General features: G+C 68.2%; 31 protein-coding genes and 1 pseudogene. 17 read left to right on the forward strand and 15 right to left on the reverse strand.

Going from position 1 to position 24,425, the window contains the following annotated elements:
• Positions 1–38: 38 nt before the first annotated feature.
• A complete protein-coding gene (locus JOE46_RS05215; protein WP_097213300.1) occupies positions 39–2,420 on the forward strand; it encodes a LuxR C-terminal-related transcriptional regulator in 2,382 nt (793 codons plus the stop codon).
• Positions 2,421–2,459: 39 nt separating this feature from the next.
• Here the strand turns inward: JOE46_RS05215 and JOE46_RS05220 are convergent, their stop codons facing one another.
• Positions 2,460–2,732 (reverse strand): cupredoxin domain-containing protein, encoded by a 273-nt coding sequence (locus tag JOE46_RS05220; RefSeq protein ID WP_179800662.1) that lies wholly within the window; start codon positions 2,730–2,732, stop codon positions 2,460–2,462.
• 310 nt (positions 2,733–3,042) lie between these two features.
• On the opposite strand from JOE46_RS05220, the gene JOE46_RS05225 reads away from it, so the two are divergent.
• Together JOE46_RS05225 and JOE46_RS05230 are read left to right on the forward strand one after the other, a co-directional pair.
• Positions 3,043–3,420 carry a hypothetical protein gene (locus JOE46_RS05225; RefSeq protein WP_097213302.1) on the forward strand — a complete coding sequence of 126 codons (378 nt, stop codon included), beginning with the start codon at positions 3,043–3,045 and terminating at the stop codon, positions 3,418–3,420.
• A gap of 46 nt (positions 3,421–3,466) precedes the next feature.
• Positions 3,467–4,021: a type 1 glutamine amidotransferase domain-containing protein gene (locus JOE46_RS05230; protein ID WP_097213303.1), complete on the forward strand. Its 555-nt coding sequence runs from the start codon at positions 3,467–3,469 to the stop codon at positions 4,019–4,021.
• Positions 4,022–4,062: 41 nt separating this feature from the next.
• Here the strand turns inward: JOE46_RS05230 and JOE46_RS05235 are convergent, their stop codons facing one another.
• Complete coding sequence (locus JOE46_RS05235; RefSeq protein WP_179800658.1) at positions 4,063–4,278, reverse strand: hypothetical protein; 216 nt, start codon at positions 4,276–4,278, stop codon at positions 4,063–4,065.
• Positions 4,250–4,459: pseudogene (locus JOE46_RS26285) on the reverse strand (hemerythrin domain-containing protein); the annotation flags it as partial. The gene JOE46_RS05235 and the pseudogene JOE46_RS26285, both read right to left, overlap by 29 nt.
• A gap of 171 nt (positions 4,460–4,630) precedes the next feature.
• Here JOE46_RS26285 and JOE46_RS05245 point away from each other — a divergent pair.
• The gene (locus JOE46_RS05245; RefSeq protein WP_373560280.1) at positions 4,631–5,323 is read left to right on the forward strand and encodes a PAS and ANTAR domain-containing protein; all 693 of its coding nucleotides are present in this window, start codon (positions 4,631–4,633) and stop codon (positions 5,321–5,323) included.
• A gap of 194 nt (positions 5,324–5,517) precedes the next feature.
• Here the strand turns inward: JOE46_RS05245 and JOE46_RS05250 are convergent, their stop codons facing one another.
• Both JOE46_RS05250 and JOE46_RS05255 read right to left on the reverse strand, forming a co-directional pair.
• Positions 5,518–6,480 carry a TIGR03557 family F420-dependent LLM class oxidoreductase gene (locus tag JOE46_RS05250; protein WP_097213305.1) on the reverse strand — a complete coding sequence of 321 codons (963 nt, stop codon included), beginning with the start codon at positions 6,478–6,480 and terminating at the stop codon, positions 5,518–5,520.
• Between the two features lie 306 nt (positions 6,481–6,786).
• The gene (locus JOE46_RS05255; protein WP_097213306.1) at positions 6,787–7,287 is read right to left on the reverse strand and encodes an STAS domain-containing protein; all 501 of its coding nucleotides are present in this window, start codon (positions 7,285–7,287) and stop codon (positions 6,787–6,789) included.
• A 183-nt stretch (positions 7,288–7,470) separates the two neighbouring features.
• On the opposite strand from JOE46_RS05255, the gene JOE46_RS05260 reads away from it, so the two are divergent.
• The 5 genes from JOE46_RS05260 (at position 7,471) to JOE46_RS05280 (ending at position 9,606) form a co-directional block, all read left to right on the forward strand.
• A complete protein-coding gene (locus JOE46_RS05260; protein WP_179800663.1) occupies positions 7,471–7,911 on the forward strand; it encodes an ATP-binding protein in 441 nt (146 codons plus the stop codon).
• The gene (locus JOE46_RS05265) at positions 7,908–8,690 is read left to right on the forward strand and encodes a SigB/SigF/SigG family RNA polymerase sigma factor (protein ID WP_097213308.1); all 783 of its coding nucleotides are present in this window, start codon (positions 7,908–7,910) and stop codon (positions 8,688–8,690) included. Before JOE46_RS05260 ends, JOE46_RS05265 begins: the two co-directional genes overlap by 4 nt.
• 109 nt (positions 8,691–8,799) lie before the next feature.
• Positions 8,800–9,069 (forward strand): Rho termination factor N-terminal domain-containing protein, encoded by a 270-nt coding sequence (locus JOE46_RS05270; protein WP_097213309.1) that lies wholly within the window; start codon positions 8,800–8,802, stop codon positions 9,067–9,069.
• Between the two features lie 24 nt (positions 9,070–9,093).
• Complete coding sequence (locus JOE46_RS05275) at positions 9,094–9,267, forward strand: CsbD family protein (protein WP_097213310.1); 174 nt, start codon at positions 9,094–9,096, stop codon at positions 9,265–9,267.
• Between the two features lie 138 nt (positions 9,268–9,405).
• Complete coding sequence (locus JOE46_RS05280) at positions 9,406–9,606, forward strand: hypothetical protein (protein ID WP_097213311.1); 201 nt, start codon at positions 9,406–9,408, stop codon at positions 9,604–9,606.
• A 15-nt stretch (positions 9,607–9,621) separates the two neighbouring features.
• Here JOE46_RS05280 and JOE46_RS05285 read toward each other — a convergent pair whose 3' ends face one another.
• Complete coding sequence (locus JOE46_RS05285) at positions 9,622–9,777, reverse strand: DUF6131 family protein (RefSeq protein WP_097213312.1); 156 nt, start codon at positions 9,775–9,777, stop codon at positions 9,622–9,624.
• A gap of 527 nt (positions 9,778–10,304) precedes the next feature.
• Here JOE46_RS05285 and JOE46_RS05290 point away from each other — a divergent pair.
• Complete coding sequence (locus JOE46_RS05290; protein WP_097213313.1) at positions 10,305–10,580, forward strand: hypothetical protein; 276 nt, start codon at positions 10,305–10,307, stop codon at positions 10,578–10,580.
• Here JOE46_RS05290 and JOE46_RS05295 read toward each other — a convergent pair.
• Both JOE46_RS05295 and JOE46_RS05300 read right to left on the reverse strand, forming a co-directional pair.
• On the reverse strand, positions 10,550–11,818 hold the full coding sequence (locus tag JOE46_RS05295; protein WP_097213314.1) for a hypothetical protein: 1,269 nt from the start codon (positions 11,816–11,818) through the stop codon (positions 10,550–10,552). The genes JOE46_RS05290 and JOE46_RS05295 overlap by 31 nt on opposite strands.
• Positions 11,819–11,930: 112 nt before the next feature.
• Positions 11,931–13,208 carry an ATP-binding protein gene (locus JOE46_RS05300; protein ID WP_097213315.1) on the reverse strand — a complete coding sequence of 426 codons (1,278 nt, stop codon included), beginning with the start codon at positions 13,206–13,208 and terminating at the stop codon, positions 11,931–11,933.
• Positions 13,209–13,426: 218 nt separating this feature from the next.
• Here JOE46_RS05300 and hypF point away from each other — a divergent pair, with 218 nt between their 5' ends.
• The 7 genes from hypF to JOE46_RS05335 are packed head-to-tail and all read left to right on the forward strand — an operon-like array spanning position 13,427 to position 20,599.
• Positions 13,427–15,820 carry a carbamoyltransferase HypF gene (gene hypF, locus JOE46_RS05305; protein WP_097213316.1) on the forward strand — a complete coding sequence of 798 codons (2,394 nt, stop codon included), beginning with the start codon at positions 13,427–13,429 and terminating at the stop codon, positions 15,818–15,820.
• Positions 15,817–16,560 carry a HypC/HybG/HupF family hydrogenase formation chaperone gene (locus tag JOE46_RS05310; protein ID WP_097213317.1) on the forward strand — a complete coding sequence of 248 codons (744 nt, stop codon included), beginning with the start codon at positions 15,817–15,819 and terminating at the stop codon, positions 16,558–16,560. Before hypF ends, JOE46_RS05310 begins: the two co-directional genes overlap by 4 nt.
• Positions 16,557–17,246 (forward strand): SIS domain-containing protein, encoded by a 690-nt coding sequence (locus JOE46_RS05315; RefSeq protein ID WP_209926486.1) that lies wholly within the window; start codon positions 16,557–16,559, stop codon positions 17,244–17,246. The genes JOE46_RS05310 and JOE46_RS05315 overlap by 4 nt, the downstream gene beginning before the upstream one ends.
• Entirely contained in the window at positions 17,243–18,355 is a 1,113-nt protein-coding gene (hypE, locus tag JOE46_RS05320) for a hydrogenase expression/formation protein HypE (protein WP_097213319.1), read from the forward strand. Before JOE46_RS05315 ends, hypE begins: the two co-directional genes overlap by 4 nt.
• Positions 18,356–18,385: 30 nt before the next feature.
• A complete protein-coding gene (locus JOE46_RS05325) occupies positions 18,386–18,658 on the forward strand; it encodes a HypC/HybG/HupF family hydrogenase formation chaperone (protein WP_027501456.1) in 273 nt (90 codons plus the stop codon).
• A 33-nt stretch (positions 18,659–18,691) separates the two neighbouring features.
• Positions 18,692–19,828, forward strand: a complete 1,137-nt coding sequence (gene hypD / locus JOE46_RS05330) for a hydrogenase formation protein HypD (RefSeq protein ID WP_097213320.1) — start codon at positions 18,692–18,694, stop codon at positions 19,826–19,828.
• On the forward strand, positions 19,829–20,599 hold the full coding sequence (locus JOE46_RS05335; RefSeq protein WP_257017676.1) for a DUF6390 family protein: 771 nt from the start codon (positions 19,829–19,831) through the stop codon (positions 20,597–20,599).
• 75 nt (positions 20,600–20,674) lie between these two features.
• Here JOE46_RS05335 and JOE46_RS05340 read toward each other — a convergent pair whose 3' ends face one another.
• The 7 genes from JOE46_RS05340 to JOE46_RS27075 all read right to left on the reverse strand — a co-directional run bounded on the left by JOE46_RS05340 (position 20,675) and on the right by JOE46_RS27075 (position 24,423).
• On the reverse strand, positions 20,675–21,421 hold the full coding sequence (locus tag JOE46_RS05340) for a DUF6226 family protein (RefSeq protein ID WP_257017678.1): 747 nt from the start codon (positions 21,419–21,421) through the stop codon (positions 20,675–20,677).
• Positions 21,422–21,459: 38 nt separating this feature from the next.
• Positions 21,460–22,071 carry a LysE family translocator gene (locus JOE46_RS05345; protein ID WP_097213321.1) on the reverse strand — a complete coding sequence of 204 codons (612 nt, stop codon included), beginning with the start codon at positions 22,069–22,071 and terminating at the stop codon, positions 21,460–21,462.
• 66 nt (positions 22,072–22,137) lie between these two features.
• Complete coding sequence (locus tag JOE46_RS05350; protein ID WP_097213322.1) at positions 22,138–22,758, reverse strand: RES family NAD+ phosphorylase; 621 nt, start codon at positions 22,756–22,758, stop codon at positions 22,138–22,140.
• A 19-nt stretch (positions 22,759–22,777) separates the two neighbouring features.
• Positions 22,778–23,410 carry a hypothetical protein gene (locus JOE46_RS05355; RefSeq protein ID WP_097213323.1) on the reverse strand — a complete coding sequence of 211 codons (633 nt, stop codon included), beginning with the start codon at positions 23,408–23,410 and terminating at the stop codon, positions 22,778–22,780.
• Positions 23,411–23,483: 73 nt separating this feature from the next.
• Entirely contained in the window at positions 23,484–23,741 is a 258-nt protein-coding gene (locus tag JOE46_RS05360) for a HypC/HybG/HupF family hydrogenase formation chaperone (protein ID WP_097213404.1), read from the reverse strand.
• Positions 23,742–23,745: 4 nt separating this feature from the next.
• Entirely contained in the window at positions 23,746–24,279 is a 534-nt protein-coding gene (locus JOE46_RS05365; RefSeq protein ID WP_097213324.1) for a hydrogenase maturation protease, read from the reverse strand.
• A gap of 24 nt (positions 24,280–24,303) precedes the next feature.
• Entirely contained in the window at positions 24,304–24,423 is a 120-nt protein-coding gene (locus JOE46_RS27075; RefSeq protein WP_097213325.1) for a hypothetical protein, read from the reverse strand.
• Positions 24,424–24,425 lie beyond the last annotated feature (2 nt).

Consider the following 24,425-nt stretch of genomic DNA (forward strand, 5'->3'; position numbering starts at 1 on the left):
CGTCGATCACAGCACACCGCGAAACGAGATGACGTTCGATGACAACCTCTGTCAAGGAAAAGCCCGGAAACCTGCGGGTTGAATTGACCAGTTTCATCGGCAGGCGCCACGAGATAACCGAGGCACGGCGGCTGCAGTCCACCTCGCGGTTGGTCACGTTGACCGGCATCGGCGGGGTCGGCAAGACCAGATTGTCTTTGCGGGTAGCCGAGGATTCGCGGCGCGCGTTCGCCGACGGTGTGTGGTTCGTCGCGCTCGGCGACCTTCATGATCCTGCGTTGTTGCCCGAGACCATCGCCGCGGCGCTCGGGCTGCCGGATCGGCCCGGACGTTCGGTCTCTCGCCTGCTGATCGATCGCCTCTCCAGCAAACAGACGCTGTTGGTGCTGGACAACTGCGAACACGTGCTCTGCGCCGCTGCTGCGTTGGTACAGACACTGCTGCGAGCGTGTCCAGAGCTGCAGATCCTGGCGACGAGCCGCGAGGTCCTCGGGGTGGACGGCGAGCAGGTGATGCGGGTGCCGCCGTTGGCGGTGCCCAGCACCCATCAGGCCCCGCCGCTCGAGGCGATGGCCGATTGCGAGGCGGTGGCGTTGTTCGTCGCACGCGCCACGGCCTGCCTGCCGGACTTCGTGCTCACGGAGAGCAATTGCGCGGCGGTTGCGGGAATCTGCGGCAGGCTGGACGGGCTTCCGTTGGCGATCGAGCTGGCGGCCGTGCGGATCCGGGCGATGACCGCCGAACAGATCCTGCACCGCCTGACCGACCGGTACCAGTTGCTGACCGTCGGTTCCCGGGTCGCGCCGACCCGACAACAGACCCTACGGTCGTGCGTGGACTGGAGCTACGACCTGTGCACGGCGCGCGAGCAGCAGCTATGGGCCTGGCTGTCGGTTTTCGCCGGCGGTTTCGAGCTCGATGCGGCCGAGGGCGTCTGCCCCGAGGCGCTGGTTGCCAACGATTTCTTGGACGCGGTGTCGTCCCTGGTGGACAAGTCGATCCTGGCCCGTGAGCAGGTCGGTGAGGTCGTGCGCCTTGGCATGTCCGAGGCGATCCGCGACTACGGCCGCGAGAAGCTGCGCGAATCCGGCGACCTTCCGCTGGCGCAGCGGCGGCACCTCGCGTGGTACGAGCAGGTGGTGGAGCGCGCCGAGTCCGAGTGGATCGGCCCCCGCCAAACCGAATGGATCGCCAGACTCGATCGGGAACAGTCGAACCTGCGGGATGCTCTGGCGTTCGGTCTGACCGACGCGGTCGTCCGCATCGATCCAGATGTCACTGCACGCACCGCCAATGCCCTGTTCATGTTCTGGTCGTGCCGGGGCATGCTGGCGGAAGCAAGGCGATGGATGGGCCGCTGCCTCACCAGCTCCGACGCCATGAAGGCCGAGGAGCGCGTGGAGATGTTGTATTGCGACGGCGTGTTGGCAGGCATGCAGGGTCAACTCGGGGAGGCCTCGGCGCGGGCGGAACAGTGCTGCTCGCTTGCGGAGCAGCTGGGGAGCGCGGAGTCACTCGAGATCGGCAACTACGCGAGGGGATACCGGGCGCTGTTCAGCGGTGACCTCGCGGCGGCGGTAGAACCGCTCCAGACTGCAATCGCCAGCGCGGGCGCATCGTCCGCTACCGGGGCCGACCGAGGTCCGAGCGCGTCCCGGATCGGCCGACAACTGGGTGGCCTCCTCGGCCTGGCAATCGCGAGTGGACTGTCCGGGGATGAGGCGACAGCCAATGCGTGTCACGAGCAGGTGCTGGCGATCACCACCCCACGGGAGGAGTCCTTCTTCCGTGCGTACTCGTCATGGACCCTCGGACTGACGGCGCTCCGCACGGGAGACACCGGTCGCGCGTCAACCGTGACAGAGCTGGCGTTGCGGCTGATCCGGAAGGTCGATGACCCTGTCATGACGGGCTGGTGCCTGGAGTCACTGGCCTGGATCGCGACCCGCGAGGACGAGCCGACGCGTGCCGCGGTGCTGATGGGCGCCGCCGAGACGCTCTCGCGGACTGTCGGGAGCAGCTCAGCGACCCTCCCCTATCTCCTGGCCCACCATGAGGAGTGCGAACAGCTCGCCCGCGACGCGCTCGGTACCCGCGCTTACGGCGAGGCGTTTCGTACCGGTGCCGCCATGAGTCTCGACGAGGCTGTCGCGTATGCGCTCGGAGACCGCTGCGTCGCCCAGGCCCGGACGACGCCGGTCGCGCCCGTGCTGACCCCCCGCGAGACCGAGGTGGCGCACCTGGTCGCGGCGGGCCATTCGAACAAGGCGATCGCGTCCATGTTGGTGATCTCGCCCCGTACCGCCCAGGGCCACGTCGAACACGTGCTGTCCAAGCTCGGGTTCACCTCGCGCACACAGATCGCGGCCTGGATGGCCGAGAACCACCTCGATCGACAGGCTGATCCGAAGCCGGTGTAGTCACCGATCAGGACGGGGAGCGCACCCCTTCCGCCGACGTCATTCGACGACGAGTATCCCCTGCATCTCGGGGTGGTACGTGCAGTGGAACGGATAGGTGCCCGGGTTCATCGGTGCGTCGAAGGTCGCGGTGTTGTTCCCGTCGACGTCCTCGTCGAATTTCCCCGCCTCGTTCGAGGTCACCGAGTGCTCCACGTCATCCTGGTTCACCAGGGAGATCTCGGCCCCCGCCCGGACCGTCGTCGGGACCTCGAACTTGAAGTCCCTGATGGTGACGACCATGGATTCGGCCGGCGTGCCGGGTGCGGTCATCGTTCCTGTTCCGGGGCCATAAGAATTGGTCAACGGCGCTTCAGGAGTCGTGGGCGTGCCGTCGTCCGAGCCGCACGCCGGTACCGCGGCGATCGCGAAGCCGGCGAGTGCCACACCGATCCGCCGACCCCATCGGCTCGGTCTCTTTGCGTGCCGGCCGCTGGATGCATGTGTGAACATCTGTCCTCCCGAGGTCGCTTCTTGATTACCGCACCGGAGCGCCGCCGAAACGTTTGAGAACTCGATCCGTTTCGACCGCGTGCCTACCGGGCATCCCCTGACCGACAGGGCACTCGATCGGGAGGAGAGCATGGCCGAGGACGTCGGGAAGCGGGACGTCGAGAAGCGCTGGGGCGATCGCGACACGCTCCGCGGCGCCGCCGTGTACACGCTCGCCGTCGTCGGGTTTGCGCTGACCGTGATGGCCGTCTCCCTGGCCTGGGGCTTGTCGAACCGCGACGAGTGCGCGGAGGCCTCGACCGCGGTGTGTTCGAACCCGGAACGCTACATTCTGGCGCTCGGACCGACTGTCATCCTCCTGCTCGGCGGCCTGGGCGCCTTCGTGCGCACCTATCGCCTGTGGCGGGAGGGTGGGACATGGCCCGTCTGGCACGGCGCCGGCTGGGTCCTGTTCATTGCGATGCTCGTCTACCTCGGCATGTCCGCGAACGTTCTCGCCACGGGATAGATCGTCGGTCACACCGGCAGTCGCTGCCCACGGAACAGGAGGAACCATGAATTCCGTCAAGCTCGCCGGAAAGCGGGTGGCCGTACTCGCCACCGACGGCGTCGAAGAGGTCGAGCTGGTCGAGCCGCGACGCGCGCTCGAGGACGCAGGGGCGGAGGTGAGATTGCTGTCTCTCGACACCGGCGAGATCCAGGCGATGAAGGGCGACGTGCACGAGGCGGGGCGATACCCGGTCGACGAGCGCGTGGCGGCGGCAACGGTCGCCGAATACGACGGACTGGTCCTGCCCGGAGGGACCACCAATCCCGATCATCTGCGTCAGGATCGCGCGGCGGTCGACTTCGTTCGCGACTTCATCTCGGCAGGCAAGCCCGTCGGCGCGATCTGCCACGGCCCGTGGACCCTCGTCGAGGCGGACTCGGTGCGCGGCCGGACCCTGACCGCTTACCCCAGCATCCGGACCGACATCGCGAATGCGGGCGGCACCGTCGTCGATCGAGAGGTCGTGGTCGACCGCAACCTGGTCTCGAGCCGCAACCCGGGCGATCTTCCGGCCTTCTGCGAAGCCCTCGTCGATGTGATCGCGGCAGGCAGTGCGTGACCACGGGCGGGTCGATCATGGCCGCGCAGTGGCCGGTATCTCTAGCCTTGGCTCATACCGGGCGGCCTCCGGTATGCCGGATGGCGCACCTTCGCCCGCACGATCACCACGATCCCGCCACTCGCGAACAGCAATAACAGCAGTTCCAGTATGTTTGCGTTCATCTCGCCCGGTTCCTCACCGAGGGGCCCGTCGATCGCGTCGCGTGCTCGGTCGAGCATGGCCGCGAACAAATGGGCCACCATTGTCGAGGTCACGCCGGGCCCGAGGATGGACCACTTCCTCCTCCGCCGTCTCGTGGATCGCAAGCAATCGACGAAGCGCGAAGAACGCCTCACCGCGAGCCTTCCCAGACAGGGCGAGAACGTCGTTGAACAGCGCCTTGATCTGTTCGTGCTGACCGACCAAGAACTGGATCACGTCATCGGTCGATCGAATGGGTGTGGGGGTCTTCGGATCCCGCCTTCCGGGTTGCGTGTTCGGTTCACCGCCCCTTGCTACCCGTCCGCACGCGGCGTGAAACGCCACGCCTCTCCGTCCGGATGCCTCCGAAGAAGGTCCGCTTCTCGTTGATCGCCACTGCCCTGGAAATGGGTCCATACTCAGAGGGTGAGCGAAGTCGCGCCCGAGGCGCAGCCTGAGTTCAGCGCGACGACGCCCGTCGGCGGCGAGTCGGGCATGCTCGTCGGCAGTTTTCGCTTTCGGGTCGCGGACGACGCGTGGGAATGGTCGGACGCAGTTGCCAGAATGCACGGGTACGCGCCCGGGTCGGTCGTGCCGACCACCGAGCTACTGCTCTCGCACAAGCACCCCGACGACAAGGCACATGTCGCCGCGATCCTCGACAACGTCCGGGCCCACGGCGCGCCCTTCAGCAGCAGGCACCGGATCATCGACACGGAGGGCGAGACCCATCGCGTGGTGGTCGTCGGCGACCGACTGCTCGACAACGATGACAACGTGATCGGGACGTTCGGCTTCTACATCGACGTCACCGACGCGTTCGAATCCGACATCCAGGAATCGATCGATGACGCGGTCGCGGAGATCGCCTCGTCACGAGCCGCGATCGAGCAGGCGAAGGGCGCGTTGATGCTCGCATACGGGATCTCCGCTGACCGCGCCTTCGAGGTTCTGACCTGGCGTTCGCAAGAGTCGAACGTCAAACTGCGCGACGTGGCCCGTCAGTTGCTCCGCGACATCTCCAGCCTGATCGCGACACCGCAGGGATTCCGCGAGGATTTCAACCACATCCTGTTGACGATGTCGATCCGAGCCGACGGGCAACGTCCGGGCGGATAAGGCCTCGTTCTGCGTTTGATCGCGGTATGCACGGGCACTCAAGGGACAGGGCCTGTGGCCGCCCGGGTAGTCGCAGGAACCGAGGGATCGGCGGTTCAGAATCCCGAGCCGCCGATTCCGCCCGTTCGACGGCGGTGATGCCGGCTCCGAACAGCTCATGGCGGAAGCGATTGGCGCCGAACACGCATCGGAGTTCAGCCACCCAACTGACGCAGCGGGCCCGACAGCTCGTCGGCGAAGAAGTCGAAGAAGCCGTCCGGATCGGGTCCCGCGTTGATCAGCACCAGCCGATCGAAGCCGGCATCGACGTACTTCCGCGCCACCGCCAGATGGTCGTCAACCCTTGGACCGCAACCGAACACGGCGCGCATGTCGTCGTCGGTCACATACGCCGAGGCGGCCTCGAAACCCGCGGGGTTGGGCAACTCAGCCTGCACCTTCCAGCCCAGCACTCCGAACCGGAACTTCTCGCGGGCCGACTCGGCGGCCGCGGAGTCGTCGGCCGCCCATGACAGCGGTACCTCGGCATAGGTGGGCCCCTTGCCGCCTGCCCCCCGGTAGCGCTCGACGATCTCGGGCCGCGGCTCGGTGGCGAACAACGCGTCCCCCAGCTCGGCCGCCACCGTCGCGGCGGAACGTCCGCCTGCGGCGACCGCGATCGGCGGCAGCTCTCGGGGCAGATCGAACACCCTCGCGTCCTCGAGCGTCAGGTGCTTGCCCTCGTACGACCGATAGCCGCCCGACCACAGCAACCGAATGATCTCGAGCGACTCGCGGAGCATCTCGTGCCGCCGCGTGACCGCAGGCCACCCCCTACCGACGACGTGTTCGTTCAGACGCTCCCCTGAACCGACACCGAGGGTGAACCGGCCTTCGCTCAGGAGGGCGGTGGTGGCCGCGGCCTGCGCGATCAGCGCGGGGTGATATCGGAGGAACGGACAGGTGACACCGGTCGCGAGGCCCACCGTCTTGGTTCGCGCGGCGACGGCAGCCAAGACGGACCAGACGAAGCCGGAGTGGCCGTGATTGTCCAGCCACGGATGGAAATGGTCGCTTGCCTCGACGAAGTCGAAGCCCACCGCCTCGGCGTGGACGGCTTGGCGGACAAGCTCCGTCGGCGAGTACCCCTCCGCGAAGAGTTTGTATCCGATCTGCACTGCACGCCTCCGATTCACTCATCGGGTCCGGTTTCCGGCACCCACTCGGCGGGTATCACCGGGGCATGACCAGAATCAGCGGCGCTTCGGATCCGGGCGAGCCGGAACCGGGTGACCCCGTTCCACAGCCACCGATCCCGACTCCGCCCGTCCCCACCCCGCCCCTCCCAGGGCCGGCACCCGACCCCGCGCCGCCGGGGCCACAGCCGCCGCAACCGGGACCGGTGCCGGGACCATCCCCCGAGCCCGTGCCGCCCGCACCACCGCCGCCGGCGCCGCGATGACCACGGGCCCGAGGGGCTGCGATCAGCCGACCGCCTGCCAAGCCCCGAGGGAAGCGGTATCGACAGGACGCGATCGACCATCATGCTGCAGCGCGAGCGCGCTCTCGACCGAAGCGAAGCAGCGGAATCGGTTGTCCAGCTCGGCAACCCGGAGGGTGTGGTCGACCGCGCGCGACCCGGTGATCACTGAGAATTCCACCCCGTCGGCCCGGGCTCGCCACTGTGCGTCGGCCAGCACCTCCGCACCCCTGATGCTCAGGAACGTGACCTGCGACAGGTCCACCACGAGCCTGTCAGCTGCCTCGTCGATCCCGGCATTGATCTGTTCCCGCACGGCTGGCAGCGTGGCTGCATCGACATCTCCACTGATCGGGACGACAACCGTCGATGTTCTTCTCGGCGGAGATTCCACCGGGCGCGACACTCGATCCGTTCCCTTGAACTGGTGACGTTGAAGCACGACACCCTCCTCATCATCGCAATTGACAGTGCGGAGTGAAGCGGTGGTGTTGCGATCGTTCATCAGGCATTCGAGTGGATTTTCGGGAGCTGCGACGATTGCTCGACCTACCGCCGGCTGTTGGCTCAACCTGTCTCTTTCTTACCAGATCGATCTGAGCGAGGCCATACCTTCGTTTCGGCGATGAGGAAGGTGGGTAGTCTGCGTTCAGCGAACGCAACATCCCACGTGGGGGAACGAGGCCGTATGTCACGGGCGCACGCCGAAGAGTTCGGAGAGCAGACCGGATCGGAATTGGAGCTCCGGTTGCCGGCCGACGCCGACCAACTTTTCCTGGTTCGCGCGATGGTCACGGCCATCGCGACACAAAATGACTTCGATCTCGACACCATCGCCGATCTGAGACTCGCCGTCGACGAGGCCGCCACCCGATTGGTGCGGGCGGCGCTACCGGAGGCACTGCTCCGGTGTCGGGTTCAGGTCCACGACCGAGAATTCGTGTTCTCCGGATCGACATCGGCCGGCTCCGACGAAGCGGTGGGTGGATTGGACCAGGGGTTCGGGTGGCATGTGCTGCGAACCCTCACCGACGAGGTCTCCGCACACCACGCACCCGACCCCGAAGATGGATCCCGGTTGATCCTCACGATCGACTTCACTCGCCGTGCGGAGGGCACGCCCGGGTGAGCCGGCACTCAGGCCCTGATTCTGACGAGTACTCGGATGTCAATGTCCGGTTCGAGGTACTCGCGGCGATGACGCCCGACGATCCGGCACGAGCAACCGTTCGAGCCGAGATCGTGGAGCGCTGCCTGCCGTTGGCAGAGCACATAGCCCGCCGGTTCACGGGCCGCGGCGAACCGCACGAGGATCTCGTCCAGGTCGCCCGAGTGGGTTTGGTCAACGCCGTCAACAGATTCGACCCCGAACGTGGCACGGAGTTCGTGTCCTTCGCCGTTCCGACCGTCATGGGCGAGGTGCGTCGCCATTTCCGCGACGCGGGCTGGGCGCTGCGTGTTCCGCGCCGCACCAAGGAACTCCATGTGGCCATCGGAAAGGTGACCGGGGTTCTCAGTCAACAATTGGGCCGGTCCCCGACGCCGACAGAGATCGCGTCGGAGCTCGGCGTGAGTCGCGCCGACGTCAACGAGGCACTGCTGGCGGGCAATGCGTACCAGACGACGTCGGTGGACGCCCCCGGTACGGAGCGCCCCGGCGCGCCGCCACTTGCCGAGTCCGTCGGAAACCTCGACTCCGCCTTCGACACGATCGACAATCGTGAAGCTCTCCGGCCGCTGGTCGCAGCGCTGCCCGAGCGTGAACGCACGGTTCTGATGCTGCGGTTCTTCGGCAACCTCACCCAGACGCAGATTGCCGAGCAGGTCGGGGTCTCCCAGATGCACGTGTCGCGGATACTGGCGCGGACTCTTGCCTCGCTCCGGGCGGCGATGGACGAATCGGGCTGACGTCTCGGTTTCGGCGGGCCTCGGGCTGGGTACCAGTGTGGGGCAGAGCCCGGGCAGATCATTGCTCGCCGGCCCGGCTCCCACAGGCGGGACCAGGAAGGAGAAGTCGATGCCGCGAAAGGGATCAGACCCCCACCTCAAGGATCAAGACCTGTACGAGAAACTCCGCAAGGAGGGCGATTCGAAGGAAAAGGCGGCACGGATCTCGAATGCCGCCGCGACCGAAGGTCGTTCATCCGTAGGGAAGACCGGGGGCGAGGCCGAGTCGTACAAAGACCGCACGGTGCCCGAACTGAAAGAACGGGCGAAAGAACTCGGACTCAGCGGCTACTCGAAGTTGAACAAGAAGGAACTCATCAACTCTCTGCGCAATCACTGAGCCAAGACCACAAGGAGGCACCCCATGGGAGCGACCGACAAGGCCAAGAACAAGGCTGAAGAGCTCGCAGGCAAGGCGAAGGAGAAGGTCGGCCAGGCGACCGGCGATCGTGAAACCGAGGCCCGCGGTCAGAAGGATCAGACCAAGGGCAACCTCAAGCAGGCCGGCGAAAAGGTCAAGGACGCCTTCAAGGACTGATCGGCCGAAGTCGACGCCTCCCGGATGGCACCGCCGCTGTACAGACGGACAACCCGGGAGGCGTCGACGTAGGTTTCGCTGCTTCACGGCGGGGTATTGCTCTGACAGGTCGCAACCGCGCGAAGTCGGAGGTCCGTGATGCGCTTGATCACTCTCGTCGTGCTGATCTGGCTCGTGGTCGGGGCCATCGCGGCAGGCCAGCGCGGCTACTACACGAATACCCCGGAGAACTGCGCCGGCGTCGGCACCATCGCGGTCACGGTACTGGCCGGGCCGCTGAACTACGCCGGCGTGAATCCGAAGGTCACCGATTGCAATGTGCCCCAGCCGAGTCCGTAGGCAACGTCGGTAGCGTCAATACCAGTACTTCCGACCCCCGACGGCCCGGCCGGTCGCACCGAGCAGGGCCAAAATCAATCCGACGACCACCAGGACGATGCCGATCGTCCACAAGATGGAGATGCCGGTCAGGAAGCCGATGAGAAGCAAGATCAATCCGAGCACGATCATGGCATGAACCCCGCTTCGTAGTGGTGGTCGAGAATGACGAAGGCGGCATACCCACTGTCGGTCACTCCGAAACAGCGCGTGCCGACGCAGTCGCACCGATCACACCGGAGCTCCGCGATCCAATCTGCGCAGCCCGGAACCCCGGCGTCGCCCCTCCGGCCTGGCCGACACGAACATCGCGCCGAGGCGGGCCTTGATCTCCTCAGTGGTCATGGAACCGCCGGCTCCGGTTGCCCCGGTCGCGGTCGACGCCGGTGTGTTCATCGCGTTCATGCCGAGCTCTCTGTGGTCGATTCGGATGAATCCGAGTTCCGGATTCGCTACTCCTCAATGCTGGGCCGCGCGGCACCGACGCCGCCATCACCCCAGGGCGAGGAATTGCCCACCCTGGGGTGATGGCGGCGTCAGGGGGGCGGCTGACGCCGTTCGCCGAGGTCTGCTGACCGGGAATGACGGCTTGACAATAAGGTAAGGCGTACCTAATACTCACGGCCGGGCACAGTGCCTACACGTGAGGAGTCAGCGTCATGATCGACCGTCTCATCGAAGAGGCATACGCGCGCGGTGTGGTCCGCGCGGTGACGCCGACCCCGGCGGGCGACGACGAGTACCTTCTCGACCGTGCGAGCGATCCAATGCGCCGGGAGGCGGCCGTCGCGGTGCGGGTCCGGGCGGACGGGCGGTTCGCCCTTGCGACCGACAATGGCGGAGCACTGACCATCGGACAGGTGGCGGCGCTGTGCGGGCTCACCGGCCGCCCGGCCGACCGGACTCAGCCGTCCCCGTCCAGGCAGGCCAGGTAACCGCCCGCCTCGAAGTCGGCGCGCGCGCAGTAGGTCGCCCGCGGGTAGTACTCCCCCATGGTCGTCGCAGGGTCGGAGTTCGCCGCCTGGGACGCCTGCACCGACTGGGGGTAGAAGGCCGGGCTGGGCAGCATGTGCCGCAGGAACAGCACCTTCTTCGGAACCTCGGTGGAACCCCAGGGCAGAACCGTCACCGTGGGGTCTGACGCGGCGGCCGCGGGCACGTCCTCCGGCACCGCCACCACATAGGTGTAGTAGCCGCGCGCATCGAGGTTGGTCTGGAAGTCGGCCGCGCAGGCGACCACGGGATACGGCGACACCTGGTCGTTCTGACACATGGACCAGTACCGCACCTGCTGCCCCGGCTCGGTCACCGGCACGCCCTCCCGGGTGTCCGGGAAGGTCGGCGCCCGTCCCCGCACGACGACGATCCGGCCCGGCTGATAGGTCAGTCCGGCGCCGATGTACTTGTTGTCGCCGTTGGGGAACAGCCCGGAGGTGCTGGCCGGGTTCACGAAGGTCGCCTCGGGCACGTTCCCGGGGAACGCGCCCGATGCCGCGCCCGCGATCAGTCGGTCGAAGGTCGCCTCCATCGCCTGCCCCATCGGTCCGTTGGTGGCGTCCGCCGGGTCGAATGCCGCCGGGCAGGTCGAGATCGGGATCGTGGTGGCGCCGTTGTTCAGCACCAGGGCGACCGCGGGCAGCGGCACCCCTCCCGGCGGCGAGGCCACGTCGTCGGGGACGTACACCCGGATGATCAGGAAGCCCATCGGCACGGTCTGGCTCGCGGCTCCGGCGGGCAGCGCCCGGATCTGGTTGAGCGCGTGGTCCGCCTCGCCGGGCACCACGGTGGCGTGCCAACGCCCCGCCGACTCCGGCGACCCGGCCGGCGAGGGATCCACGAACGGGTTCCCGCTGCCTCGATCCGGGACGATCTGGTCGTCGCGCAGGGTGTCGACCGTGTTCAGGTCGGTGCCGTAGGTGTTGAGCGAGAAGTAGCGCGCAGCGGGATAGTCCCCGCTCAGCTCGATCCGGTCGTCGCCCCCCAACGCGTACGGCAGCACCCAGTAGGTCGCGTTGGCGTCCGGGAACGCGACATTGAGAACGGTCTCGTTCGACATGAAGCGCCACGCGCACGCGGGCGACTCCGGGCCGGCAGGGGCGGCGCGGGCGGCCATCGCGGGCGCTCCGAATGCCGCGGCCAGCACCGCACACGCCAGCACGAGCAGGACCCGCATCGCGGGTGTCGAATGACGCGCCGAATCGGGCATACCGACTCCGTTTCGTTCCGTCTGCTCACGCTACCGCCCGATCCCGCCTCGGGCGGGTGTTCCGGCGCAGGTCAGAACGTCACAGGCGTGTGTACTGCTCGGTGTCCTGGTCGAACTCGGCCAGCAACTCGGCACTGAGGGTCGGCCGCGTGTCGGCGATGGCCGCGAGATAGTCGTCGGTGTTCGCCGGCTCGCCGCGGCGGTGGAGAATCTCCCGCTCGAAGGCGGTCTGCGCGCCCTTCCGCGCCGCGAACTCGATGTCGGCGGGCGTGAACAGCTCGCTGGAATTCACGATCAGGTTCACGTCGACCGCACCGTGTGCGGCACCGAGGTACCGCTCCCACACCGCACGACGGGCGGGCGCATCCGGCGGGCCGACCGGGATCACGTAGTCGAATCGACCGGGCCGCAGGAACGCAGAGTCCAGCGAGTGCACCGAGTTCGTCGCACAGACCATCAGTCGCCGGTCGCGTTCCCGAAACAACGGGATCAGCTTGAGCAGTTCATTGGTGACCCCATGCGCGGCATTGGCCGCCGACCCGGTGCGGGCGGCCGCGATCTCCTCGACCTCGTCGATGAACAGCACCACCTCCTCGAGCTCGGCCAGTTCGGAGAAGACATCCCGTAACGAGGCGGCCAACCCACCGTCCACCGCCGCGGCCAGGCGAGAGGGGAACAGTTCGACGAACGGCCAGCCCAGTCTCGATGCCACCGCCTTCGCGAAGCTGGTCTTGCCGGTACCGGGCGGGCCGAACAGGATCACCGCCTTGGGGGGCTGGACGCCATACCGTTCGGCGACGTCCGGCTCCGCCAGCGGCAAGACGACCCGGCGCTCGATGGCTTCCTTCACCCGCTCCATTCCGGCCATCGCCTGCCACAACCCAGTGGGCAGTATGCGACCACCCAACTCGGCGAGCAACGCCCGATCCGGGCCGAGCGGCTCGAGCATTTCGTAGTAGACGAGACCGTCCCGACGGGTGTAGCCGGAGTTCTCGAACGCCGCCGAACCGGTGGCACCCTCGGTCAACACCGCACAGATCCGCTGAACCCCGGAGGAACGCAGGCGTTGTTCCAGATTCGCCAGCAGCGCGCTACCGATTCCGCGTCCTCGCCATCTCGATCCCAGTGCCACCAGGAGCACCCAGGCCCGCTCGCCCTGTGTCTGTGCCACCGCCATCCCGACCAGTTCGTCCCCGACCGCGGCCACCACGGCGGGCTGACCAGCCCGGGCCGCAGCCATCACCTCGGCGACCGCGAACACCGGCTCCTCCGACCCCGGCGCACGGCTCTGATCCAGGATCTGGATGGCTTGATCGAGATCCCCGTCATGGAAGTCACGCAGCCGCCACACCGGCATGCTCACACACCGCCGCCCGCCGAGCCGGGCCCGAGGCTCATGCGATCAAGTACACACCCGTAGACCGCTCCGCGTCTGCACCTGGGTCCTCCGGATGCTGCGGATACTGCGCCGATGCCCCTTGCGGGTCCGGAGCGCGAGGAGAAAGATCCGATGAAGGCCGGTCGTCACCCAGCACCCCGGACCCGGGGTGAACCGTCTGCGATGTGGAGTCGGGTATGACAACCCACTTACAGCCAGCACACCGGGCGGAAGGCCGTATCGAACGGCGTCGGATCGTGGTTCGCGGAATCGTCCAGGGGGTGGGGTTTCGGCCCTTCGTCGCCAGGCTGGCGGCGGACCTGGCGATCGGCGGCCACTGCGGCAACGACGATGCCAGTGTGTTCATCGAGGCGGAGGGCCCCGCCGCCGCCCTCGCGGAGTTCGAGCGCCGGATACGGGCCGAGGCGCCACCGATCGCCGTGATCGTCGACCTCGCCGCGGAAGCCCTTGCCCCGCAGGGCGAGAGATCCTTCCGCATCGCCGAGAGCAGGCACGTGCCCGGCGCGCGGACGCTGATCTCCCCGGACGTCGCGACCTGCGAGGACTGCCTACGCGAGTTGCGGGACCCCGCCGACCGCCGCTACCGGCATCCCTTCATCAACTGCACCAACTGCGGGCCGCGCCTGACCGTGATCACCGACCTGCCCTACGACCGTCCTGCGACGACGCTGGCCCCGTTCGCGATGTGCCCACGCTGCCTGCGCGAGTACGGGACCGTGGAGGATCGGCGCTACCACGCCCAGCCGATCAGCTGCCACGCCTGCGGCCCGCGGATCTTCCTGGAGCGCGACGGCATCCGGACCGTCGGGGACGACGAGGTGCTCGGTGGCGTCCAGCGGGCGCTGAACGACGGCCTGATCGTCGCGATCAAGGGGCTCGGCGGCTTCCACCTGGTGTGCGACGCGACCCAGCCGGGCGCGGTGCGGCGTCTGCGGATCCGAAAGCGCCGCCCCGCCAAGCCGTTCGCGGTGATGGCCGCGGACACGGCGACGGCCGAGCGGATCGTCGAGGTGTCCGACGCCGAGCAGCGCCTGCTGGGCCACCCCGCGCGGCCGATCGTGCTGCTGCGAACCCGGGGAACCGGCCCCGTCGCGGACGAAGTGGCGCCCGGCCTGGACGAACTCGGAGTGATGCTGCCCTACACCCCGCTGCACCACCTGCTCTTCTCGCCGGCTCCCGGGTCGCCACCGGATGAGCACCCCCGTGTCCTGGTGATGACCTCCGGGAACACCAGCGGCGAGCCGCTCTGCTTCGACAACGACGACGCCCGCGCGCGGCTCGCCGGGATCGCCGACCTCTTCCTGATGCACGATCGCGACATCGCCGTGCCCTGCGAGGATTCGGTCCTGGCGGTATCCGAGGACCGGGAGGTCCCGATCCGCCGGTCGCGAGGGTATGCGCCGCTCCCGATCCTGCTGCCCTCCCCGGGTCCGGTGGTGCTGGCGGTGGGGGCCGAGGTGAAGAACACCTTCTGCCTGACCCGCCAGGATCTCGCATTCTGCTCGGCACATCTCGGCGACATGGGCACACTCGAAAGCCGGCGCGCGTTCGAGACCTCGGTGCGCCAGCTCACCACCATGCACCGGGCCGCGCCCGCGCTGATCGTCGCGGACGATCACCCGGGCTACTCGACCAGGCAGTGGGCGGCGCGGTACGCCGGCGCGAACGAGATCGAACTGCGCACGGTGCAGCACCACCACGCGCACGTCGCCTCCCTGCTCGCCGAGCACGGCCGCCTCGACTCGAGGGTCCTCGGCGTCGCCTTCGACGGCACCGGATACGGGTGCGACGCGACCGTGTGGGGCGGCGAGCTCCTGTTGGTCGGCCCGGACATCCTGACCACCGAGCGGTCGGGCCACCTGCAGTCGTTCTGGCTGCCCGGCGGCGATGCCGCGGTCCGCAACCCCGCCCGCGTCGCGCTGTCGCTGCTGCACGAGGCCGGGATCCGCGAGATCGACGACCTGCCCTGCACCCGAGCGCTCGCGGCCGCGGAACGCCTCCTCGTCGCCTCTCAACTGGCCTCCGGGGCGGGCGCCGTCCGCACGACCAGCGTCGGGCGCCTGTTCGACGGCGTCTCCTCGCTGCTGGGCGTCTGCCACCGGGTGAGCTACGAGGCGCAGGCCGCCATCGAACTGGAGGCCCTCGCGCGACAGGCCGACAGACCGGCACCGCTGACGATGGCGATCGACGGCGGGCAGCTGCGACTCGATGCGCTGTTGACCGGTCTCGTCGCGGGCCTGCGGCGGGGCGAGTCCGCGGCCTCGCTGGCGCTGGGATTCCACCACGCGCTCGCGACCGCGACCGCGGCGCTGGCCCTGCGGATCGCCGACCGGACCGGCACCGGAACCGTCGGGCTCACGGGAGGCGTCTTCCAGAACCGGCTCCTGCTGAGCCTGCTGCGAACGCGATTGCAGGGCAACGGTGTCGAGGTCCTCACCCACCAGCGGGTGCCCGCGAACGACGGCGGGCTCTCGCTCGGCCAGGCGGTCCTCGGCCTGGCGTTCCTCGAGCGCGCCGCCCACCGGCGCGGTACCAGAACCGACCAATCGGAGATCGGAGCACGGCGATGACCACGACGGCGCATTCGGACGCCCCCCTGATCGACGACGATCTCTCCGCGGATCTCGCGTCCGCGGCGCTGTCGCTCGCCAGGAGGTTCAACGCGGGCGCCACGCTGTGGGTCATCTCGCCGCAGTGGGAGCCGCACGCCCATCACGTCGCGGTCGAGTTCGTGCACCCGGTGATCATGGGCAAGCGGGCACTGCCGTCCGTCGCGCTGGTCGAACCGGACCCGGTCGCGCAGTGCCGCGTCGCCACCCGGCCCGGCGACGTGATCATCGCGGTGGCCTCCGCCGACCAGCCCCAGGTGCGCGACGCGATGCGGCGCGCACCCGCGTGGGGCGCCGACACTATCTGGATCGGCTCCGGCCCGCGCCCGCCGGCGGGCAGCGCCGATCACACGCTGTGGGTGGCCTCCGACGATCCGATGATCCCGGCGACCGGCAGGTTCGTGCTGATGTACCACCTGCTGTGGGAGCTGACCCACGTCTGTTTCGAACATCCCGGCCTGCTGACCCCGGACGAGGACGCGTGCGCCGACGACGGGTGCGTCACCTGCAGCGACGAGGGCAGGCTCGCCGAGGTGGTGTTGCCTCCGGCCACCGCGCTGGACACCGCGCTGGTCCGCACCGGCTCCGGCGAGGAGTCCGTCGACGTCACCGTGCTCGGCGAGGTCGAGGCGAACGACCTGATCCTCGTGCACGGCGGCGCGGCGATCACCCGCATCGACAACGCCGAGGTGTCGCGATGAGCGAGCAGGAGAGCACCAACTTCCTCTATCCCTTCATCGACGCGGAGGAGAACGACGCCGACGCGTTGCTGACCGACCTGGCCGCGTCGGCGCGCAGCAAGGCCGCCGAGAGCGCACGGCTGCAGCGGGTCTCGCTCGAGGAATGGGGCGACGGGATCACCTCGGCGGGCGCCCGGATGGCCGAGCGCTTCCGCGCGGGCGCGCGGCTGTACACCTTCGGGAACGGCGGCAGTTCCACCGACGCGGCCACCCTGGCCTCGCTGTTCAGCCGGCCCGCCCGCGGTCGGCCGGTCGCGGCCTGGTCGCTGGCGGCCGACCAGGCGGTGGTCACGGCGCTGGGAAACGACGTGGGCTTCGAGCTGATCTTCTCGCGCCAGATCATCGCCCACGCCAAGCCGGTCGACATCGCCATCGCGCTGTCCACCTCCGGCAACTCCGACGATCTGATGACGGCGTTGGCCGAGGCCCGCACGCGCGGGCTGCTGACCGTCGGGTTCGCCGGCCACGACGGCGGCCGGATGTCGACCAGCGACGACCTGGACTTCTGCTTCACCATCCGGTCCCAGAGCATCCATCGCATCCAGGAGAGCCACGCGCTGGTCGGATACCAGCTCTGGTCTGCGGTGCAGGACAACCTCGCGAAACCCGCACCGGGGCCGCGAGAGACGACAGGCGGTCCCAGATGAGCAGCTCACAGGTCGGCGACCGACCCTCGACCGCGGCCGAACGCGAGGGCCGGGTACTCGACCGCATCGACGAGTTCCGCAAACGCCGTCCGCGCCTGCTCGAATCGGTGGTGACGCTCGCCCACGGTGCGGGCGGCAAATCCTCGGCGGCCCTTGTCGATTCCGTCTTCGTCGAGGCGTTCCGCAACCCGGAGCTCGAGCAGCTCGGCGACGCCGCGGTGCTGCCGCTCCCGTCGGGCGAGCGGCTCGCGTTCTCGACCGATTCGTATGTGGTGCAACCGCTGCGGTTCCCCGGCGGGTCCATCGGGAACCTGGCCGTGCACGGCACCGTCAACGACCTCGCGGTCTCGGGTGCCCGCCCGCAATGGCTCTCGGCCGCATTCGTCATCGAGGAGGGCTTCGAAATCTCCGCGCTGCGTGAGATCGTCGCCGACATGCGCGATTCCGGCCAGGCGGCCGGTATCGAGATCGTCACCGGGGACACCAAGGTGGTCGGCAAGGGCGCGGCGGATGGGATGTACATCTGCACGGCGGGCGTCGGCGTCATCCCCGCGGGCCGGGTGCTGTCCGCGGACCGGGTGCAGCCCGGTGACCGCGTCCTGGTGTCGGGCACCATCGGCGAGCACGGCATGGCGGTGATGCTCGCCCGCGGCGAGCTCGCCATCGAGGCCGACATCGACTCGGACACAGCGCCGGTGAACTCGCTCGTCGAGGCGCTGCTCGAGGCCGCACCGTCGACCCGGTGGATGCGCGACGCCACCCGCGGCGGGGTCGGCACGGTCTGCAACGAGCTCGCGCAGGTCTCCGGTCTCGCGGTGATCATCGACGAGCAGTCGCTCCCCGTCCAGCCGCAGGTGCTCGGCGCGTGCGACATGTTGGGGATCGACCCGCTCTACGTGGCCAACGAGGGCAAGTTCATCGCGATCGTGCCGCGCGCCGAGTCGGACGCCGCGGTCGACGCGCTGCGTGCGCAGCCCGGCGGCGCGCAGGCGGCCGTCATCGGTGAGGTGATGGCCGAGCCGCAGGGCATCGTGGCGCTGCGGACCGCGTTCGGGGGCAGCCGGATCGTCGACATGCTCGTCGGCGACCCGCTGCCGCGAATCTGTTGAGCAACAGGAACTCCTGAAAGGAGGACGGCTATGTGCTTGGGCATACCGGGGCAGGTGGTTGACATCGTCGACGCCCAGCAGCACCTGGCCAAGGTCGACGTCAACGGGATCCGTCGGGTCATCAGCGTCCGCCTACTCGCCGATGAGGGCCTGGTCGTGGGCGACTGGGTCCTGGTGCACGTCGGGTTCGCGATGTCGAAGATCGACGAGGCCGAGGCGCAGGTGACGCTGGACCAGGTCCAGAAGATGGGCGCCGACTACACCAACGAGATCGACGCGTACAACTCGTCCGAAATCGCCTGATCTCGGGCATCTTCCGTCAGCGAGGAACACACGATGAAATTCGTAGACGAATTCCGTGATCCGGCCGCAGCCCGCGCGCTCGTGAGGTCCATCACCGACCTCGCGGGCACCGACGAGTTCAAATTCATGGAGGTGTGCGGCGGCCACACCCACACTATCTACCGCCACGGCATCGAACACCTGCTGCCGCCGACCGTGGAACTGGTGCACGGCCCCGGTTGTCCGGTGTGCGTCATCCCGATGGGCCGGGTCGACGACGCCATGTCGCTCGCGGAGCAGCCAGGCGTCATCTTCACGACCTTCGGCGACATGATGCGGGTGCCCGGTTCGCGGGGCAACCTGATCGAGGCGAAGGCCAGGGGCGCCGACGTCCGATTCGTGTACTCGCCGCTCGACGCGCTCAAGATCGCCGTGGACAACCCCGATCGGGAGGTGGTGTTCTTCGCGGTGGGCTTCGAGACCACCGCACCGTCCACCGCGGTGACGCTGGTGCGTGCCCGACAACTCGGGGTCAAGAACTTCACCGTGTTCTGCAACCACGTCACGATCGTCCCGCCGATCAAGGCGATCCTCGAATCCCCCGACCTGCGGCTCGACGGCTTCCTCGGCCCCGGTCACGTGTCGACCGTCGTCGGCACCAGGCCGTACCGCTTCGTGCCGGAGGTGTACGGCAAACCGATGGTGGTGGCCGGGTTCGAACCGCTGGACATCCTGGCCTCCGTGCACATGCTGTTGCAGCAGCACCGGGACGGCCGGTGCGAGGTGGAGAACCAGTACACCCGCGTGGTCAAGACCGAGGGCAACACCCAGGCGCTGAAGCTGATGGCCGAGACCTTCGAGCTGCGACCGCATTTCGAATGGCGCGGACTCGGTTTCATCTCGCAGAGCGCACTGAAGGTGCACCACGACTACTCCGAGTTCGATGCCGAGGAGAAATTCTCGATGCCGGGGGTGCGGGTCGCCGATCCGAAGGCGTGCCAGTGCGGCGAGGTGCTCAAGGGCGTCATCAAGCCGTGGGAGTGCAAGGTGTTCGGGACCGCGTGCACGCCGGAGACGCCGATCGGGACCTGCATGGTCTCACCCGAGGGCGCCTGCGCGGCGTACTACAACTTCGGCCGACTGCACCGCGAGACTGCGATGCTGGTCGGCAAGAACACCACGGAGGCTTGAGTGCCGAGCCCGCCCGGTCACCGACTGTTCGCGCAGTATGCCTACGCCCCCAACACGCTCGGCTACTGCGGCCCAGCGGACGCGCGCGCCCTCGAGGCCGTCGCGTGCGGTGACGGGATGGGCACCGACGGGCCCATCGCGGACGTGCCGTCGCTGGCCGCCAGGTTCAGCGGTGCCTGGCCGTACCAACAGGTCATCGCCGAGATGACCGGGCGCACCGACCCGTTGGACGCGTCGGTGGTGCGCGCCTATTGGACCGGCAACGAGCTGACCGACGAGATCGACCGCGAAGGCTTCGGCCGGGAGCTGCTTTCCCGGCTGGCGCCCCAGGCCGGGCACTACTGGAAGCACCTCACAGAGGACCTGCTCGCCGAGGCGGCGCCGACCCACGGCTTCCACGTCTTCGGCGTCTATCCGTGGTCCCGGTTGCTCGGCTCCGGTGTGCCGCAGCCCCTCCAGGTGCTCGACTCCTGCCGGATCACCTGCGGGACGGTGATCGAGGTGCGCGCCGAGTACGTGGTGGTGCGTGCGCGACCGCTCACCTACGACGGCGCGCTCCACCTCGGCGACGAACAGGATCGGCCGGTGCGCCATCGGGCGGCCGGCGGCTCGTTCGTCCCCGATCTCCGCAGGGGCGACACGGTGGCCGTGCACTGGGACTTCGTGTGCGACAGGCTGACCCCGGAGGACACCGACCGCCTGCAGCACTGGACCGGGTGGCAGCTCGCACAGACCAATCGCCGTCTCGAACGGACCGAGGCCGCGGGCTGAGCGATCAGAACCTACCGACCGATCTCGCCAACGTCAGTTCCACAGGTGGGATAGGTCGACAACTCGTGTAGGAGATCAACGCCGACCCCGACTCAGAGGTGGTGCCAACGGGCGGGCTGTCCAGTTCGCGGGCCACGGTGCAGCCGTGAACGCCGTCCGTGCGTGGCGATTCTGGGTCCCGCTGCCCTTGACTCTGAACGATGTGCGCAGCCAGTAGTAGTTGTCGCCAACGTCAACGTCGAGAGAACCGTCGACGACAGAGAGCACCAACATGTCCAGGTACTTGAGCAGGCCGGCGGACCCGCTGTCGCACCCATCGCATGCACAGTCGGGAAGCGTGTCCAACCGCACCGCGGGGTCGCCCGCGGCGATCGTGATGTTGAAGGGATGATCGCTGTCCATGGGTGTGTGCGTCGTCAACACCAGCGGAACCGCGCCGGCGGCGGCCGGCTCGAGGACGGTGTCGGCCCCGCCGGGCTCCATGGGAGGAAGCGCCCAGTCCACATGCGATGCTTCGCGCGCCCAGCCGCGGTCGAGGAGAACCTGAGTCCATGCCTGTGCTCTGGCCACCACGATCCGGTACTTCTCGGGGTTGCTGGAACGCTCGTACGCCTCTTCTCCCGGGCTGGGGCCGTCCTTATAGGGGTTCGGCCACCCGGGTGTCTGCGCGCCGGTGACCGCGAAGGCTGCGTCGACGTCGTCGAGCAGCTCGCGCATCTCTCGCGAGAGCAACGGCTCTTCCCCGCCCCAGCCGGTTTCGCGCGCGCGGAGAATGTTGTCGTCGTACTCTTCCCACCACGACTGCGCCGCGTCTGTCACCACCACAGGGACGTTACCTATCGCTCGGCGGGCGGGCTGGATCAGGCTTCGCGAGCGAGCGTGGAGCAGAAGCCGAGCATGACGACGCCTGCGGCGGCGTCGATCGTCCGTCGAACCGTGCGGCGTTCGAACTGCTGGCGTAGTGAACCCACGAACGCGACGACGAGCAAGCACCAGAGGGTTCCGATGAGTGGCAGGGTCCAGGCGTGCAACAGCCAGACCCACCAGGGCGCGTCCGGCTGCACGAACTGTGGCAGCAGCGACAGATAGAAGACGAAGATCTTCGGGTTGGTGGCGTTGCAGAGGAATCCCTGCCGGTATCCGGTCCATGGGGCAGGTCCGGTTTCGCCCGCGGTGGCGGCGTCATGCCCTCGGACCGCGCTGAGCAGCATCGAGCACCCGATCCAGGCGAGGTAGGCGATTCCGAGCCACTTGATCGCGAGGAAGATCGGGTGCACACCGATGATCACGCTCGCGATGCCGAACGAGACGAGCAGGCCTTGGACAGCCGCGGCGGAGCTGACCCCGAAGGTGGTGGCCATCCCAAACCTGCGCCCGCCGGACGCGCTGTTGCGGACGATCAGCGCAAAGTCCGCGCCCGGCGTCAGCACCAGCACGACGGCGACCGTGAGGAACACCCACGAATAGGTCACGCTGGCACCCTAGCCAACGCCCACACATGGAACCCGGGGTTCAGCCTGCATCTCGACACTCTGCGATCAGCGCAGCGTGGCGTTGTAGACCGCGAGGTGCGAGCGCACCAGTTCCAGGCCCGAAGCGTCGTCGAGCGGAATCGGGTCCCGCACCACGCACATCAGATCGGCCAGCGCGACGGGCGGGTCCGTGTCCGCGCGGATGGTCATGACCACCGAGAACCGGTCCTCGTCGTTGCGGGCGCGGTACTTGATGCCGTGCACCTGCGAACCGTTCAGCACCGCCGCGGCCCACTGCTGGGTCCGCGGATAGTCGACGGGATCGCATTTCGTCAGCCACAGGTCCTGGCCGATGGCGGCCAGGTGGCGGCCGTGCAGGAGCGCGACCGGGAACTCGGTGGTCACCTGCACCTGCGACAGCACCCGCCCGTCAAGCTTCTTCCTGCGCAGGATCCTGGGCACGTTGTCGTCGAGCGGGAGTGAGCGGCAGTAGGTCTCGGCGATGCAGACGGAGATGTCGTCGCCGAAGTAGCTGTAGTGGAACGAGCCGTCCGGGGAGTCGAACCTGCCGCCGTGGACGGGATGGGCCGGGGTCTGGTTCAGGGACAGCACGTGTCGATCCGGGGCGCCGGAATGGATGCGCCACAGCTTCGTTCCGGCAGGGATCGACGCCACCTCTGCGGTCACCGCGGGTGGGGGTACCCGGTTAGGCAATGTCGTCCTCTACCTCGGCCCGGACCAGGGCGGCGACCTGCTCGAGGTCTCCCGCTTCGAGCAGGTCCACGGGCGAGGTGCGGCCTGTGGCGGCGGGATTGGGCGAGAGCCACCAGGACGCCACGCCCCACGGGTCGTTCTCGGCGCCAAGCGCGACGTTGCTCCGGCGGATCAGCTCGATCGCGTCCTCGGGCAGCGAGAACTGGAACTCCGGGTAGCGGTATCGCCTGCCCTGCTTGAGGCCGATGATCTGTCCGGCCCGCTTGCGCAGTGCGTCGCTCGGGTTGGCCCAGGTCTTGCGATATTTGACGGCAACCTCTCCCGCGGAGAGGTGCGGGAACGACAGGATGTACTCGACGGCGTCGCGCATCACCGTCTTCTCGTCGAGGATGTTGCCCGGATCGATGAGGTCGAGGATCGGATCGTCGCCGTCGACCTGGCCGGCCAGCAGCAGGTGGGAGACCCGACCCGCGACCAGGCTCAGGGTGGGACGGCTGGCCAGTTCGGATCGGATGAGCTCGATGAGGTCGTGGTCGCTGACCGAATCGCCGACTGCGGTCAGGCGGCGTGGGTGGTCGCGGTGACGCTCCGGGACGCCGCGGGCGCGTGCTGCACTGTTCGACATGTCTGCCTCCGGGGACGCCTGGCGGATCTATCTAGATAGCTAGTATAGATCCTCCTGGGTCCGCCCGCGACCCTCACATCGACTGTTCGTCCGGTTCCCGAGGCCGCCCCATCAACTCGAGACCGGCGAGGGCACTCTGCGCACCCGCCGCATCCGTCTTCTCGACGGCGAACCCCATGTGGATGATGATCCAGTCCCCTGGCTCGAACACGTCGTCCGGCAGCATCCCCACGTTGATCTTTCGGTGCTCGCCCGCGACGTCGACCAGCGCCAACTGGTCGCCGTAGCCGTCGAGCATGCGCACCACCTGCCCCGGGATCCCCAAGCACATCCGCTCAGCCCTCCTCTCCCGCATCCGCGGCGGCCGCGGGCACCCACCTCGGCGGATCCTCGACCAGTTCGAGCACTGCCGCGACCGCGTCGTCCACGACCGCGGCCACCTCCGGCGACAACCCGATGCCGTCCGCGACGCACCGCGCCTCGCAGCCCACCACGACCGTCCGGGGCGCGGTGCCGCCGAGCGCGTCCAGGCTCGCGAAGACCGACGCCGGGTCCATGCCGTGGGCATCGAGCCCACCGCCCCCGCCGCCGCGCTCCGGATCGACCTCGAAGACCCGGATGGCGCCCGGCGCGCCACGATCCGGCAGCGCGTCCACCAGGACGAGGGCATCCCAGCCGTCCAGCAGGTCGTAGGCCAGGTGAACGCCCCGAATGCCGTAGTCCACCAGCCGGACCCCGTCCGGGATCGGCCGCGGCTCACTCGCGTGCCCGCGCTCGGCCAGCCGTCTCAGCACCTCGGGGCCGAACCCGTCATCACCGAGAAAGATGTTCCCGATACCGGCGACCAGCACCCGCCGTTGGTCGTTCACCGATCTCTCCGCGCGCCGCCGTCGTCACATGTGACGCATGCGTAGGTAGCGCCTGATGTCGGGAACCGAACGCACGCCGACGATCACACCGGCTGCGACCAGCGCCACCACGAGCACCGTCGCGATCTGCCCCACTGTTTCCATCG

Source organism: Rhodococcus sp. PvR099 (assembly GCF_017833315.1).
Taxonomy (GTDB): domain Bacteria; phylum Actinomycetota; class Actinomycetes; order Mycobacteriales; family Mycobacteriaceae; genus Rhodococcus_G; species Rhodococcus_G oryzae.

What these genes read in the sequence shown, in the direction of transcription:
- JOE46_RS05275 (WP_097213310.1), top strand. Translation starts at nt 9,094, where the DNA reads ATGGGAGCGACCGACAAGGCCAAGAACAAGGCTGAAGAGCTCGCAGGC.
- JOE46_RS05255 (WP_097213306.1), bottom strand. Translation starts at nt 7,287, where the DNA reads ATGAACGATCGCAACACCACCGCTTCACTCCGCACTGTCAATTGCGAT.
- hypF (WP_097213316.1), top strand. Translation starts at nt 13,427, where the DNA reads ATGACAACCCACTTACAGCCAGCACACCGGGCGGAAGGCCGTATCGAA.
- JOE46_RS05215 (WP_097213300.1), top strand. Translation starts at nt 39, where the DNA reads ATGACAACCTCTGTCAAGGAAAAGCCCGGAAACCTGCGGGTTGAATTG.
- JOE46_RS05290 (WP_097213313.1), top strand. Translation starts at nt 10,305, where the DNA reads ATGATCGACCGTCTCATCGAAGAGGCATACGCGCGCGGTGTGGTCCGC.
- hypE (WP_097213319.1), top strand. Translation starts at nt 17,243, where the DNA reads ATGAGCAGCTCACAGGTCGGCGACCGACCCTCGACCGCGGCCGAACGC.
- JOE46_RS05295 (WP_097213314.1), bottom strand. Translation starts at nt 11,818, where the DNA reads ATGCGGGTCCTGCTCGTGCTGGCGTGTGCGGTGCTGGCCGCGGCATTC.
- JOE46_RS05360 (WP_097213404.1), bottom strand. Translation starts at nt 23,741, where the DNA reads ATGTGCTTGGGGATCCCGGGGCAGGTGGTGCGCATGCTCGACGGCTAC.
- JOE46_RS05355 (WP_097213323.1), bottom strand. Translation starts at nt 23,410, where the DNA reads ATGTCGAACAGTGCAGCACGCGCCCGCGGCGTCCCGGAGCGTCACCGC.
- JOE46_RS05280 (WP_097213311.1), top strand. Translation starts at nt 9,406, where the DNA reads ATGCGCTTGATCACTCTCGTCGTGCTGATCTGGCTCGTGGTCGGGGCC.
- JOE46_RS05230 (WP_097213303.1), top strand. Translation starts at nt 3,467, where the DNA reads ATGAATTCCGTCAAGCTCGCCGGAAAGCGGGTGGCCGTACTCGCCACC.
- JOE46_RS05325 (WP_027501456.1), top strand. Translation starts at nt 18,386, where the DNA reads ATGTGCTTGGGCATACCGGGGCAGGTGGTTGACATCGTCGACGCCCAG.
- JOE46_RS05220 (WP_179800662.1), bottom strand. Translation starts at nt 2,732, where the DNA reads ATGACCGCACCCGGCACGCCGGCCGAATCCATGGTCGTCACCATCAGG.
- JOE46_RS05285 (WP_097213312.1), bottom strand. Translation starts at nt 9,777, where the DNA reads ATGATCGTGCTCGGATTGATCTTGCTTCTCATCGGCTTCCTGACCGGC.
- hypD (WP_097213320.1), top strand. Translation starts at nt 18,692, where the DNA reads ATGAAATTCGTAGACGAATTCCGTGATCCGGCCGCAGCCCGCGCGCTC.
- JOE46_RS05300 (WP_097213315.1), bottom strand. Translation starts at nt 13,208, where the DNA reads ATGCCGGTGTGGCGGCTGCGTGACTTCCATGACGGGGATCTCGATCAA.
- JOE46_RS05225 (WP_097213302.1), top strand. Translation starts at nt 3,043, where the DNA reads ATGGCCGAGGACGTCGGGAAGCGGGACGTCGAGAAGCGCTGGGGCGAT.
- JOE46_RS27075 (WP_097213325.1), bottom strand. Translation starts at nt 24,423, where the DNA reads ATGGAAACAGTGGGGCAGATCGCGACGGTGCTCGTGGTGGCGCTGGTC.
- JOE46_RS05270 (WP_097213309.1), top strand. Translation starts at nt 8,800, where the DNA reads ATGCCGCGAAAGGGATCAGACCCCCACCTCAAGGATCAAGACCTGTAC.
- JOE46_RS05315 (WP_209926486.1), top strand. Translation starts at nt 16,557, where the DNA reads ATGAGCGAGCAGGAGAGCACCAACTTCCTCTATCCCTTCATCGACGCG.
- JOE46_RS05310 (WP_097213317.1), top strand. Translation starts at nt 15,817, where the DNA reads ATGACCACGACGGCGCATTCGGACGCCCCCCTGATCGACGACGATCTC.
- JOE46_RS05260 (WP_179800663.1), top strand. Translation starts at nt 7,471, where the DNA reads ATGTCACGGGCGCACGCCGAAGAGTTCGGAGAGCAGACCGGATCGGAA.